The organism is Variovorax sp. RA8, from assembly GCF_901827175.1.
GTDB lineage: Bacteria > Pseudomonadota > Gammaproteobacteria > Burkholderiales > Burkholderiaceae_C > Variovorax.
In genome coordinates this window covers 4,535,221-4,548,504 of the sequence record NZ_LR594662.1, presented here as the reverse complement: position 1 = coordinate 4,548,504, position 13,284 = coordinate 4,535,221, and the positions used below count along the sequence as shown (strand labels likewise).

Here is a 13,284-nt window from a genome sequence, read left to right as displayed (position 1 = left end):
CCTTGTGATGCGTTGGACTGGGAAACGGGCCCCTAGTGCTGGCTGAGCCAGCGCGGGAGATGGGCGGCGACGAAGGCATCGTCGTGGAGTTCGGGGTAGGTGTCGTGCACCCGCGTGAGCTCGTCGGCCTGGCCCGGGCTCAGGCCCTCTTGCGGGTCCAGGCACCAGGTGCCATCCAGCAGGCCCTGGCGCCGCAGCACCTCGTGGCAGCCGGCGATGCAGCCGTGGAAGTCGTGGGCGACGTCGAAGAGGGCGGCGTTGCAGTCGGTCACCTGCGCATCGAGGGCCAGCAGGTCCGTCGGCACCTTGTCGGCGGCAACGGCTTCATGGATGCGCGCGAGGAGCTGCACCGCGCGCCGCGTGCCCACGCTCCAATGGCCGAGCAGCCCGCCCCTGATGCGCACGGTGACGGGCAGGCCCTCGCGCAAGAGGACGAAGGGCGTCAGCAGGTCCAGCACGATATGGTCATCGTTGCCCGTGTAGAGCGTCACGCGGCTTTCGGCGCCGGCCTCGACCACGCCGCGGACGACGTCCAGCGTGCGGTAGCGGTTGAAGGGCGCGATCTTGATCGCGACCACGTTGTCGATGGCAGCGAAACGGCGCCAGAAGCTGGCCGGCAGGTGGAGGCCGCCGACGGCAGGCTGCAGGTAGAAGCCCACCAGCGGCATGACCTCGGCCACGGCGGCGCAGTGGTCGATCAGCGCGTCCTCGCCGGCGCCCTTCATCGCTGCCAGGCTCAGCAGTCCGGCGTGGTAGCCCAGTGACTGCGCGGTCTCGGCTTCGGCCCGGGCCTGCGCGGTCGGGCCGGCCAGGCCGGCGATCATGAAGAGAGGACGGCGGCCATCCAGCGGCTTCCAGGTCAGGGCCTCGTGCATCGCGAGCTCGAGCACGGGCGCGTAGAGGCCGGCTTCGCGAATCGCGAACTGGGTCGAATGCACGCCGACGGCCATGCCGCCCGCACCTGCGTCGAGGTAGTAGCGGCTCAGCGCGCGCTGGCGGCGCTCGTCCAGCCGCCGGCCGGCGTCGAGCGCGAGCAAGTGCGCAGGAATCGCCGCGCCGCGGCGCAGCAGGGCGAGCGAGGCGAGCGGGATTTCCGAGTGGCGCATGGCTCAGTATTTGCCGTCGCGGGCTTCGAAGTGGGTGGGTTTGTTCAGGCTGGCCATGCCGCGCTGTACCCAGTCGGCCGTCCAGTCCAGCATGCGCGGCAGCGTGACCTGTTGCGGGCCGAAGAGCTCGAACGCGCGGGTGCAATCGATCAGCCAGGCCGTGTCGGCCTCGCGGCCGGTGAAGACCGCTTCGACACCGAGGCGATGCGCCAGCCCCTGCGCTGCCTCCCGGATCGCAATGGGCGGGCCGCTGAGGTTAAGAGCAGAAGTGGGCGTGTCGCAGTGCGCCAGCGCGCGCAGCGTCCAGTCGTTGGCCTCGCCCTGCCAGATGATATTGGCGTGGCCCATCGTCAGGTCGATGGGCTCGCGCGCGACCAGCTTCTGCGCAAGGTCGTGCAGCACGCCGTAGCGCATGTCGATAGCGTAGGAAAGGCGGATGAGCCGGCCCGGCGTCTGGTGGAGGTGCGAGAAATGCTCGAACAGGCGCTCGCGCGCGACGCAGGAGTTCGCGTACTCGCCGGGCGGCGGGGTGGGCGGCACCTCTTCGCGCGCGCCCGGGCCTCGCACATCGGCAAAGGGGTACACGCAGGCGGTGGAGAAGGCCACGATGCGCGAGCGTCGAAAGCGCTCTGCCACCAGCGCCGGCACGTGGGCGTTCATGGCCCAGGTCAGCCATTCGCTGCCCGAGGAACCGAACTTGCGCCCGGCCATGAAGACCACGTTGGGCGCATCCGGCAGGCCGGCCAGCGCTTCGCGCGACAGCAGGTCGGCCTCGATGCAGTGGATGCCCTGCGCTTCCAGGCGCTCCCGCAAGCCCGCCTCGGAAAAGCGCGCCACGCCGATCACGCGCCGGCCGGGGCTCGCGCGCTTGGCCATGCGCGCCAGCGTCGGGCCCATCTTGCCGCCCACGCCGAGTACCAGGACGTCGCCCTCGACCCGTTCCAGGGTCTGCACCAGCGCCTCGGAGGGCCGGGACAGGAGTTCCTCGAGGTGTTCGAGGTCTTCGATGCGTTCGGGCAACTGCATGGTGCGATTTCCCTGGGTTTGTGCTTCAGTCCGCGATGCCGTGCAAGGCCAGCAGCGTTTTCATGCGCGCGACCGCGAGCTCCGGTTGCTCCAGCAGATTGGCCGCGTCAGCCAGCCGGAACAGCTCGGCCAGATGCTGCAGCGAGCGCGTGCTCTGCTGCCCGCCCACCATCGTGAAATGCTTCTGGTGGCCGTTGAGCCAGGCCATGAAGACCACACCCGTCTTGTAGAAGCGCGTGGGCGCCGCGAAGATGTGGCGCGACAGCGGCACGGTGGGGCCGAGGATGGCGTGGAACTTCTCGTTGTTTCCCTGGGCCAGTTCTCCCAGCGCGGCGCTGGCCGCCGGCGCGATGGCATCGAAGATGCCCAGCAGCGCGTCGCTCCTGCCGTGCGTCGGCTCGCTGCCATGCCCGTCGCCGGCGATCAGCTCGGCATAGTTGAAGTCGTCACCGGTGTACATGCGCACCCCGGCCGGCAGCCGGCGGCGCATTGCGATCTCCTTGTCCTTGTCCAGCAGAGAGATCTTGATGCCGTCCACCTTGTGGGGATGGGCCGCGATGATGCCCAGCGCGGTGTCCATGGCGGCGTCGACATCCGTCGTGCCCCAGTAGCCCGCCAGCGCCGGATCGAACATGTCGCCCAGCCAGTGAAGGACCACGGGCTGCCTCGCCTGGGAGAGGATCCGGTCGTAGACGCGTTCGTAGTCCCCCGGGCTTCTTGCCACATGGGCCAGTGCGCGGCTGGCCATCACGATCAGCTTGCCGCCCAGCGCCTCGATGGCGGACATCTGCTCCTCGTAGGCGCGGATCACGTCGTCGACGCTCTTCGCATCGATGAGGCTGAGGTGATCGGTGCCGCAGCCCGATGCGACCAGGGCGCCGGGCACGTCCTTGGCCGCGTCGAGCGAGCGGCGGATCAGCTCCAGCGAGGTCGGCCAGTCCAGGCCCATGCCCCGCTGCGCCGTGTCCATGGCCTCGGCCACGCCCAGCCCGAGCGACCAGAGATGGCGGCGGTAGGCGATGGTGGTGTCCCAATCGATGGCGCATTGCAGCCACGGGTCGATCGCGGCCAGCGGGTCGGCCACCACGTGCGCGGCCGAGTAGGCGATGCGGTTGAAGCTGACACCACGTGGCGGCTTGACGGGCGTCATGCCGCGCAACGTGTAGGTGGCGAGCGTGCCGCCGGCGGCGGGGAGGGTCAGCGAAAGGGACATCGGCGCCTCAGATGTTCAGTTCCGGCACGTCGACCCAGCGGCGGTCCTGCCACGATTCGAGCGCGGCTTCGACCAGCTGAACGCCCTTGGCGCCCTCAGGCAGCGTCCACTTGTACGGCGCGTTCTCGACCACATGGCGGATGAAGTGCTCCCACTGGATCTTGAATCCGTTGTCGTAGACCTGCGAGTCCGGGATGTCCTGCCACTGGTCGAAGAAGTTCATGGTCTGCTTCTCGTCCGGGTTCCACACCGGCCGCGGCGTGGCGACGCGCGATTGCGCCCGGCATGACGACAGGCCCGCGACCGCGGAGCCGTCGGTGCCGTCCACGTGGAAGGTCACCAGGTCGTCGCGCCGAACCCGCGTGGCCCAGCTCATGTTGAGCTGGGCGATCACCGGCTCGCCGGCGTGGCCGCGCAGTTCGCAGGTCGCATAAGCCGCGTCGTCCGCGGTGGCCTCGTAGGGCTGGCCGTTCTCGTCCCAGCGCTTCGGGATGTGCGTCGCGCCGATGCATGACACCGATTGCACTTCGCCGAACAGGTTGTCCAGCACATAGCGCCAGTGGCACATCATGTCCAGGATCATGCCCCCGCCGTCTTCCTTGCGGTAGTTCCACGAGGGGCGCTGGATCGGTTGCAGGTCGCCCTCGAACACCCAGTAGCCGAATTCCAGGCGCACCGAGAGCATGCGTCCGAAGAAGCCGGCGCGGCGCAGCATGTCGAGCTTGCGCAGGCCGGGCAGGAAAAGCTTGTCTTGCACGGCGCCGTGCTTGAGGCCCGAGCCCTGCGCCAGCCGCGCGATCTCGACCGCCTCGTTGAGGTTGGTCGCGATCGGCTTCTCGCAGTAGACGTGCTTGCCGGCGCGGATCGCCTTGGCCAGCAGGGTAGGGCGCATCTGGGTGGTGCCGGCGTCGAAGAACAGGGTGTCGTCCTTGTTCTCCAGCGCGGCGTCCAGGTCGGTGCCCCAGCGCTCGATGCCGTGCGCCCTGGCCAGCGCCTCGATCTTCTCGGCGTTGCGGCCGATCAGGATCGGGTCGGGCATCACGCGGTCGCCATTGGCAAGGGTGACGCCGCCCTGCGCGCGGATCGCGCAGATGGAGCGGATGAGATGCTGGTTCATGCCCATGCGTCCGGTGACGCCGTGCATGATGAGTCCGAGTCGTTGCGTAGCCATGTCAGAAGGTCTGCCGATTGAAGAAGGGGGTCGAGGGAAATGCGCGGGAGCTCATTGGGGCGCCAGGCCGGCGGCCTTCACCAGCTTGGCGTTGCTGGCGATCTCTTCCTTGATGTAGGCGTCGAACTGTTCCGGCTTGAGCGTCCAGGCATCGGCGCCCAGCTTGAGGAAGCGCTCCTTGACCTCGGGGCTGGCGAGTGCCTTCGCCACCTCGTCGTGCAGGCGGTTGACGATGTCGCGCGGCGTCTTGGCCGGCGCCATCATCCCGATCCAGAAGTTGAACTCCGAACCGGGCACGCCGGCCTCGGCGGTGGTGGGCACGTCAGGCAGGGCGGCGGCGCGCTTGGGCGAGCCGACGGCCAGCGCCAGCAGTTGGCCCTCCTTGATCTGGCCGATCACCGGGGCAATGGGCGAGAAGTAGTAGTCGACGCGGCCGGCCAGCACCTCCGTCACGGCCTCGGCCGAGCCCTTGAAGGGGATGTTGGTGGCATCGATGTTGGCGGCCATCTTGAACTTCTCCGCGTTCAGGTGCGTCGCACTGCCCTGGCCCGCGGAGGCGAAGTTGACCGTGCCGGGCTTGGCCTTGGCACTCGCGACCAGGTCCTTCAGCGTCTTGATGTTCTTCGACGGCGAGATCACCAGCGCGTTGGGCAGCGAGGAGATCGGCGTGACGCCGGCGAAGTCGCCCACCGTGTCGAAGGGCAGCTTGGCGAAGGTCGAGGGGCTGACCGTGTGCGAGGACGAGTGGATCATGATCGTGTAGCCGTCTGGCGCCGCCGTCGCCACGGCCTGCTGGCCGATGGTGCCGCTGGCGCCGCCGCGGTTGTCGATCACCAGTGTCTGGCCCATGCTGGCGCCCATCTTGTCGGCGATGGCGCGGGCGATGATGTCAGTGGTGCTGCCGGCCGCAAAGGGCACGATCACGCGAATAGGCTTGTTCGGATAGGCGCCCTGCGCAACCGCGCCGAGCGCGGTGCAGAAGGCCAGTGTGGCGACGAGGGCATGGCGGCGGGTGGCGATGGGCACGGTGTCTCTTCCTGAATGCGTGGACTGAACGGCGGAGCTGGAACTGCAATTCACCGAAAAGTGAATTGTCGATTCTAGGAAGCCGTTCGCGAGCTCGTCAACGGCTCGGCCCTAGGAGATACCCGTATCAGTGCAGGACGTAGCCCAGCACGAGGTCGGTCATGTGCGACAAGCGCTGTGCCATCGCCTTGGGTGCGCGCAGGTCGCGGCCGAAGATGGCTGACAGCGTGTCGTTGTTCGACAGGTAGAAGTAGCAGAGCGCGGCGATCGAGATGTAGAGCTGCACCGGATCGATGCCGGCGCGGAAGAGCTTGTCGCGCCGGCCGCGCTCGAGCACGCCGTCGAGCAGTTGGACCAGCGGCGAGTTCATTTCCTGGATGCGCCCGGAGCGCTTGAGGTGCGCGGCGCGATGCAGGTTCTCGCTGTTGAGCAGCGTGATGAACTCGGGGTGGTCGAGGTAGTAGTGCCAGGTGAAGGAGACCAGGCGCCGGATCGCCTCCACCGGCTCGACCTCGTCCAGGTGCAGTTGCTGCTCGGCAGCGCGGATGTCGGCATAGGTGCGCTCGAGCACGGCCAGGAACAGGTCGTCCTTGCTGCCGAAGTAGTAGTAGATCAGGCGCTTGTTGAGCCCGGCGCGCGCAGCGATGCTGTCCATGCGTGCGCCGGCCAGGCCGCGCTGCGCGAACTCTTCGCGGGCCGAGTCGAGGATCGCGAGCTGCGACCGGTCGGCGTCGCGCGAGCGGGGTTCGATGGGCGCGGTCGGCGGCGGCGTCTTCATGGGTGCAATTTAACCAATTGGAGAATTAAGGCAAGCGTTCGTGCGTGTGCGGATAATCGCCGCTTCCTTCGATATTGCAGCAGAGAGGCGCCCGTCCATGAGTTCGTCGCAACCCGCAGGCCACCTGATCGTCGAGTGCCTCATCGAGCAAGGCGTTGAGCTTGCGTTCGGCGTGCCGGGCGAAAGCTTCCTGGCGGTGCTCGACGGCTTCCACACCTTTGCCGAACGCATCCGCTTCATCGTCAACCGTCAGGAGGGCGGGGCCGCCTTCATGGCCGAGGCGCACGGCAAGCTGAGTGGCCGGCCCGGCATCTGCTTCGTGACGCGCGGCCCGGGGGCGACCAATGCCTCGATCGGCGTGCACAACGCCTTCCAGGACTCGACCCCGATGGTGCTCTTCGTCGGCGACGTCGGCAGCGACTTCCGCGACCGCGAGGCCTTCCAGGAGGTCGACTACGGCAGCTTCTTCGGGCCCAGCACCAAGGGCTTCGCCAAGCGCGTGGAGCGCATCGACGATGCCGACCGCATTCCCGAGTACGTAGCGCGCGCCTTCGCGACGGCCATGAACGGCCGCCCGGGCCCGGTCGTGCTGGTACTGCCCGAGGACATGCTGCGCAGCACGACGACGGCGCGGCCGCTTGCGCGTGTGGAGGCCGTGCAGCCCTGGAGCGATCCCGGTGCGCTGAGGGCATTGCGCGAGCTGCTCGTGAAGGCGCAGCGCCCGCTGGTGATCGCCGGCGGCGGCGGCTGGACCGTGCAGGCGGCGCAGGCGCTGCAGCGCTTTGCCGAGAGCTGGAAGCTGCCGGTGGCAAACGCCTTCCGCTTCCAGGACACCTTCGACAATCATCACCCGCTCTACGCCGGCGACGTGGGCATCGCGATCAGTCCCAAGCTGGCCGAGCACGTAAAGCACAGCGACCTCGTACTGGCGATCGGGCCGCGGCTGGGCGAGATGACGACAGGCGGCTACACGCTGCTGGAGGCACCCCGGCCGGTGCAGACGCTGGTTCACATCCATGCGAGTGCCGAGGAGCTCAATCGCGTCTACCAGGCCGACCTCGCCATCAACGCCGGCATGAGCGCGGCTGCCCGCAGCCTCGAGGTGCTGAGCCCCCCGGCCGAAGTGCCATGGGAGCCGTGGGCCGCGCAGTTGCATGCCGACTACCTCGCCAATCTGGAGCCGCAGGCACTTGCCGGGCTGCCGGCCGAGTCGCCGCGCGGCGCGGTCGACATGGCGGCGGTGGTTCGCACCCTGCAGCAGCACCTGCCCGCGGATGCGGCCATCACCAACGGGGCCGGCAACTTCGCCAGCTGGGTGCACCGGTATTTCCGCTACCACGGCCTCGCGAAGGGCCACAAGACGCAGCTGGCGCCGACCAGCGGTGCCATGGGCTACGGCGTGCCGGCGGGCATCGCGGCGAACATCGCGACCGGCCGCATCGCCTTCACCATCGCGGGTGATGGCGACTTCCTGATGAACGGGCAGGAGCTCGCCACGGCTTCGCAGCATGGCGGCAAGAGCATCATCGTGCTGCTCAACAACGGCATGTTCGGCACCATCCGCATGCATCAGGAGCGCGAGTACCCGGCCAAGGTGAGCGGCACGGCGCTGGCCAATCCGGACTTCTGCGCGCTGGCCCGCGCCTACGGCTATGCGGCCGAACGCGTCACCGAGACCGCGCAGTTCGAGGCCGCGCTTCTGCGCGCGCTGGCGGCCGATACGGGCACGCTGATCGAGATCCCGCTCGACCCCGAGGTGATCACGACGCGCGGCACGCTGTCGGTCATCACCAAGGCGGCGCTGGCGCGAGGCGCCCACTGAGCCGCCGCAAGCACTGGGCCGCTGCAAGAAAAAAGCCGGCTTGCGCCGGCTTTTTCAATGAAGCACCTGAGGCGCCCCGGGGCTCACTTCACGTGCTTGCCGATCAGCGAGGCCAGCTCGAACATCGACACTTGCGGCTTGCCGAAGATTTCCTTCAGCTTGGCGTCAGCGTTGATGTTGCGCTTGTTGGCCTTGTCCTGCAGGTTGTTCTTCTTGATGTAGTCCCACAGCTTGCTGACGACGGCGGTGCGCGGCAGAGGCGTCGAACCCACGACGGCGGCGAGCGCCGGGCTGGGGGTCAGGGCCTTCATGAACGCAGCGTTGGGCGTGCGCTTCTTGGCGGGAGCCTTCTTCGCAGCAGCCTTCTTCGCGGGAGCAGCCTTCTTGGCCGGTGCTGCCTTCTTCGCCGGAGCAGCCTTCTTGGCCGGTGCGGCCTTCTTCGCGGGAGCAGCCTTCTTTGCAGGCGCTTTCTTGGCCGGAGCCTTCTTTGCAGTTGCCATGGTTGATTTCCTTTTTGGATTGGTCACTTTTCACCAATGAAAACGGTGTCTCCACTGGCATTGCGGATGCTAAAGGAGAAGAAACGCGTTTCCAAGGGAAAAAGGGACTTTTTCATTGGGAGCTGTTGTTTTTTCAGAGGAGAGAAGGGAGTGCTTCGCACTCTGGAGAGCCTTCGGGCCACGCTGCCGTGCTTCAGGCGCGGCGTGAAGGCCAGGTCGCGAGCACCACGCCGAGCAGCGCAAACGCGAAGGCGCACACCTGCAGCAGTGACAGGTTCTCGCCCAGGACGAACACGCCGACCATGGCCGCGCTCACGGGCAGCATCACGGTGAACACGCCCGCCTGCGAGGCCGGCACCCCCTTCAGGCCCGTCATCCAGAGCCACACCGTCCAGATGCTGGCGGCCAATGCATAAACCACCAGCAGGGCCCATAGGCCCGTCGGAACAGCGCCGAAGTCGAAGCGCAGCGCGAACCACAACCCCAGCGGGGTCGAGAGCGCGAATCCCCAGAGGTTGATCAGCGACGAGATGCGCTTGGGCCCGAGCTTGCCCGTGAGCGACTTGCCGATCACCGCGTAAGCCGCCTCGCAGAGCACCGCGCAGAACACCAGGAGGTTGCCGAGCCAGGGCATGGAGACGGCGGCGGTGCCGCCCGTGTGCGCGGAGGGCTGCGCGGGCGCGAGCGCGAGCAGGCCGATGCCGCCGGCCGCGCAGGCGATGGCGAGCGCGGTCCGCAGCGTGATGCTCTCGCGCAGGAAGACCCGGCTGCCGACCGCGACCACGGCGGGGATCGAGGCCATGATCACGCCCGCCGAGACCGCGCTGGTCAGGCTCACGCCGAACAGCATGCAGATCGAGAACAGGAAGTTGCCGAGGAAGGACTCGAGGAAGACCAGGCCGCGCGTGCGCGCCGTCATCGCTGGCTCGTCGGGCGGACGGCGCAGCCAGTGCGGCATCGCGAGCGCGGCGATGCCGAAGCGAAGCCAGGCAAGCAGGAACACCGGGAAGGCGACGACCAGAGGTTTGGAGAGGGCGACGTAGCTGCCGACCAGCGACATGCTGAGGGCCAGGCACCCATAGGCAACGAGGCGGCTGGGCGCAGCGAGGGCGGAGTTCAATAGACTGGTGCTGTTGCGAGGACGAGCCGATGATGATGCCCCATTCCCCCTCCCAGCCCCGCCATGTGTTCGTCTACGGTACCTTGCGGCGCGGCGGGCGCAACGACATTGCACGCTTCCGGCCGGTGCCGCGCTACGTGGCCGACGCGCGCATCCAAGGCACGCTGTACGACCTGGGCAGCTATCCGGGCGCGGTGCTCGGCGGCAGCGGCCTGCTGGTCGGCGAGGTCTACGCCATCGCGCCATCCCTCGAGGCGCAGCTCGACCAGCTCGAGGAGGTGCGGCCCGACGGCAGCGGCGAGTACATCAAGCGGGAGGTTCGGGTGCAGGCGGGCACGACGGAACTCCTTTGCCTGGTGTACGAGATACATCCGGACCGTATCGCAGGCCGGGGTGTGATCCCATCGGGCAACTGGTTTGACCGGGCAGCCCGGTTTTCATGACCGAAGAGATCGTTGCGCATTGCGGAATCCTCGCATGCTGCGCCGCAGTATATTTTCTCGATACGAGAAAAATCATTCCGCATTGAGAAAATCTCAGCTAAGTGGTTGATTTGCTGGGCCAAAAAATATGTCTTCTATAAGACATAAGACAGTGGCCCTGGCGTAAAGTTGCCCCCAAGGCCTCAGCGCCCACATCTCAATCAACCCTTGGAGTGACCATGCCTCAAACCATCACCGAACAATTGAGCCGCGAACAGCAGATCGCTGCCCTCGAAAAAGAGTGGGCGACCAACCCGCGCTGGAAGGGCATCAAGCGCGGCTACAGCGCGGCCGACGTGGTGCGCCTGCGCGGCTCCTTCCCGATCGAGTACACGATCGCGCGCCGCGGCGCCGAGAAGCTGTGGGACCTGGTGAACAACGAGCCCTACGTGAACTGCCTGGGGGCGCTCACTGGCGGCCAGGCCATGCAGCAGGTCAAGGCCGGGATCAAGGCGATCTACTTGTCCGGCTGGCAAGTCGCGGCCGACAACAACAGCTACGCCGCCATGTACCCCGACCAGTCGCTCTACCCCGTGGACTCGGTGCCGACGGTGGTCGAGCGCATCAACAACACCTTCCGCCGCGCCGACGAGATCCAGTGGTCCAAGGGCACCAACCCCGGCGACAAGGGCTATGTCGACTACTTCGCGCCCATCGTGGCCGATGCGGAAGCGGGCTTCGGCGGCGTGCTGAACGGCTTCGAACTGATGAAGGCCATGATCAAGGCCGGCGCCGGCGGCGTGCACTTCGAAGACCAGCTCGCCTCGGTCAAGAAGTGCGGCCACATGGGCGGCAAGGTGCTGGTGCCGACCACCGAAGCGGTGCAGAAGCTGATCGCCGCGCGCATGGCGGCCGACGTCTGCGGTACGCCGACGCTGGTGATCGCGCGCACCGATGCCGAGGCGGCAGACCTGCTGACCAGCGACTACGACGAGAACGACAAGCCCTTCCTCACCGGCGAGCGCACGGCCGAGGGCTTCTATAAGACGAAGAAGGGCATCGACCAGGCCATCTCGCGCGCGATCGCCTACGCTCACTACGCGGACCTGGTGTGGTGCGAAACCGGTACGCCGGACCTTGAGTTCGCGCGCAAGTTCGCCGAGGCCGTGCACAAGGTGCATCCGGGCAAGATGCTGGCCTACAACTGCTCGCCGTCTTTCAACTGGAAGAAGAATCTCGACGACGCCACCATCGCCAAGTTCCAGAGGGAGCTGGGCGCCATGGGCTACAAGTACCAGTTCATCACGCTGGCCGGCATCCATTCGATGTGGTTCAACATGTTCGACTTGGCGCAGGACTACGTTCAGCGCGGGATGTCAGCCTATGTCGAGAAGGTGCAGGAACCCGAGTTCGCGGCGCGCGATCGCGGCTACACCTTCGTGTCGCACCAGCAGGAAGTCGGCACCGGCTACTTCGACGAGGTGACCACGGTGATCCAGGGCGGCAAGTCGAGCGTCACGGCGCTGACCGGCTCCACCGAGGAAGAGCAATTCCATTGATATCCCGCTGTCACTGAGTTTGGTCCCCGCGTGAGCAATCCGCGGGGATTTTTTTCGTCTCAGTCGACCATGCGCAGCTCGCGAACCCCGCGGCCCAGCCGCTGCCGCAGCAAGGCGCGCAGCGTCACGCCCTCGGCATAGCCGACCAGGCTGGCGATCTGTTCGAGGCTCTTGTCGCTTGTCTTCAGCAGATGCACGGCGCGCTCCACGCGCAGATCCTGGAAATAGGACAACGGCGTCTTGCCCAGCACCTGCTGTATGCGCCGTGCCAGCGTACGCTTGCTGGTACCGGCCGCCACGGCGGCGGCGTCGAGCGAGAAGCCGTCGGCCAGCCGGCCACGCGCCCAGCGTTCGAAGCGCTGGACCAGGGGGTCGGAGTGGGTGAGGTGGTCGGTGATGACGTAAGCGGACTGCGAGGAACGCGAGTCGACGATCAGGTATTTGGCCACTGTGGCCGCGAGCTCGGGGCTGGCCTGGCGCACCAGCAGCAGCGCCATGTCGATATGGCTCAGCGCCGCGCCGGCGGTGACGAAGGGGCCCGAGCTCACCAACATCCGTGACTCATCGAGCTTCACGGCCGGATAGCGCTGGCGGAACAGCGAAGCGAGCCACCAGGTGGTGGTGGCCTGCCGCTGGTCGAGCAGGCCCGACTCCGCCAGCACGAAGGTGCCGATGCAGGCGGCCGCGATGCGGACGCCCTGGCCGGCCTGGGCGCGCAGCGTGGCTGCGGCCTCCGCGACGTCGCGCCGCCGCAGTGCGGTCTGCAGACCTTCGGGCATCTTTTCGCCGATGGCTGGCACGACGATCCAATCGGGCTGGCCTGCATCGGGTGCGCAGACGATCGGCACGCGCAGGCGATGCGAGGTGTGAACCCTTCTGCGAACGCCCGTGACTCGGAGCTCGAAGGGCGGAATGTCGACGCCCAGCATGCCGGCGAGCTCGTTGGCCGTACTGAAGACGTCCTGCACCGTGGCCAGGCCTGTGTCGAACACGCCGTCGAGCGCGAGCAGGTTGACCTTCATGGCAACAACGATAGCGAAGATGTCAAGAATGCCAATAGGTCGATTCCCGGGGGAAGCCTAGAGTTACGACCATGGACGCGCAATCCCGCGCGGCCTGGTTCACTGGAGACCCTCATGATCAAGTACGCATTGTTCGCCCGCCTCGAAGCTAAGCCGGGCAAGGAAGCCGAGGTGCAGCAGTTCCTCGAGGCGGGCCTGGCGATGGCGCGCGACGAGAAGACCACGCCGATCTGGTTCGCCCTGCGTCTGTCGCCGACCACCTTCGGCGTCTTCGATGCCTTCGAGGACGAGGCCGGTCGCCAGGCGCATCTGAACGGCCCGATCGCCCAGGCCCTCATGGCCAAGGCGCCCGAACTGTTCGCCAAGCCGCCGGCCATCGAACCGATCGAGGTGCTGGGCCTCAAGAACGCCGCGCTCGCATCTTGAACTCAACGGCTAGAATCGCAAGCTTCCGTCAGAGCAGCAACAAGGGCGAGAAAGGCATCCTGGTTATGACACCGCGAACTACCCCACAAGGAA

13 protein-coding genes are annotated in these 13,284 nt (G+C 67.0%); 4 read left to right on the top strand and 9 right to left on the bottom strand.

Annotated elements, in window-relative coordinates:
• Window positions 1-32 precede the first annotated feature (32 nt).
• The 6 genes from E5P3_RS21350 to E5P3_RS21325 form a co-directional block, all read right to left on the bottom strand.
• Complete coding sequence (locus E5P3_RS21350; protein ID WP_162587795.1) at window positions 33-1,106, bottom strand: dihydrodipicolinate synthase family protein; 1,074 nt, start codon at window positions 1,104-1,106, stop codon at window positions 33-35.
• A gap of 3 nt (window positions 1,107-1,109) precedes the next feature.
• Entirely contained in the window at window positions 1,110-2,132 is a 1,023-nt protein-coding gene (locus E5P3_RS21345; RefSeq protein WP_162587794.1) for an NAD-dependent epimerase/dehydratase family protein, read from the bottom strand.
• Window positions 2,133-2,157: 25 nt separating this feature from the next.
• The gene (locus tag E5P3_RS21340) at window positions 2,158-3,345 is read right to left on the bottom strand and encodes a dihydrodipicolinate synthase family protein (protein WP_162587793.1); all 1,188 of its coding nucleotides are present in this window, start codon (window positions 3,343-3,345) and stop codon (window positions 2,158-2,160) included.
• 7 nt (window positions 3,346-3,352) lie between these two features.
• Complete coding sequence (locus E5P3_RS21335; RefSeq protein WP_162587792.1) at window positions 3,353-4,516, bottom strand: Gfo/Idh/MocA family protein; 1,164 nt, start codon at window positions 4,514-4,516, stop codon at window positions 3,353-3,355.
• 51 nt (window positions 4,517-4,567) lie between these two features.
• A complete protein-coding gene (locus E5P3_RS21330) occupies window positions 4,568-5,536 on the bottom strand; it encodes a tripartite tricarboxylate transporter substrate binding protein (protein ID WP_443083291.1) in 969 nt (322 codons plus the stop codon).
• 133 nt (window positions 5,537-5,669) lie between these two features.
• Window positions 5,670-6,320 (bottom strand): TetR/AcrR family transcriptional regulator, encoded by a 651-nt coding sequence (locus E5P3_RS21325; RefSeq protein WP_162587791.1) that lies wholly within the window; start codon window positions 6,318-6,320, stop codon window positions 5,670-5,672.
• Between the two features lie 97 nt (window positions 6,321-6,417).
• Here E5P3_RS21325 and E5P3_RS21320 point away from each other — a divergent pair, with 97 nt between their 5' ends.
• Window positions 6,418-8,142 (top strand): thiamine pyrophosphate-binding protein, encoded by a 1,725-nt coding sequence (locus E5P3_RS21320; RefSeq protein WP_162587790.1) that lies wholly within the window; start codon window positions 6,418-6,420, stop codon window positions 8,140-8,142.
• An 83-nt stretch (window positions 8,143-8,225) separates the two neighbouring features.
• Here E5P3_RS21320 and E5P3_RS21315 read toward each other — a convergent pair whose 3' ends face one another.
• The gene (locus E5P3_RS21315; RefSeq protein WP_068675343.1) at window positions 8,226-8,642 is read right to left on the bottom strand and encodes an SWIB/MDM2 domain-containing protein; all 417 of its coding nucleotides are present in this window, start codon (window positions 8,640-8,642) and stop codon (window positions 8,226-8,228) included.
• A 193-nt stretch (window positions 8,643-8,835) separates the two neighbouring features.
• The gene (locus tag E5P3_RS21310; RefSeq protein ID WP_162587789.1) at window positions 8,836-9,762 is read right to left on the bottom strand and encodes a DMT family transporter; all 927 of its coding nucleotides are present in this window, start codon (window positions 9,760-9,762) and stop codon (window positions 8,836-8,838) included.
• A 29-nt stretch (window positions 9,763-9,791) separates the two neighbouring features.
• Between E5P3_RS21310 and E5P3_RS21305 the strand changes: the two genes are divergently transcribed.
• Together E5P3_RS21305 and aceA are read left to right on the top strand one after the other, a co-directional pair.
• Complete coding sequence (locus tag E5P3_RS21305) at window positions 9,792-10,205, top strand: gamma-glutamylcyclotransferase family protein (RefSeq protein ID WP_232073252.1); 414 nt, start codon at window positions 9,792-9,794, stop codon at window positions 10,203-10,205.
• A gap of 218 nt (window positions 10,206-10,423) precedes the next feature.
• Complete coding sequence (gene aceA, locus E5P3_RS21300; RefSeq protein ID WP_068675380.1) at window positions 10,424-11,743, top strand: isocitrate lyase; 1,320 nt, start codon at window positions 10,424-10,426, stop codon at window positions 11,741-11,743.
• A gap of 59 nt (window positions 11,744-11,802) precedes the next feature.
• Here the strand turns inward: aceA and E5P3_RS21295 are convergent, their stop codons facing one another.
• On the bottom strand, window positions 11,803-12,765 hold the full coding sequence (locus E5P3_RS21295; protein ID WP_162587788.1) for a GlxA family transcriptional regulator: 963 nt from the start codon (window positions 12,763-12,765) through the stop codon (window positions 11,803-11,805).
• Window positions 12,766-12,879: 114 nt separating this feature from the next.
• Between E5P3_RS21295 and E5P3_RS21290 the strand changes: the two genes are divergently transcribed.
• A complete protein-coding gene (locus E5P3_RS21290) occupies window positions 12,880-13,191 on the top strand; it encodes a putative quinol monooxygenase (protein WP_162587787.1) in 312 nt (103 codons plus the stop codon).
• The last annotated feature ends 93 nt before the right edge of the window (window positions 13,192-13,284 follow it).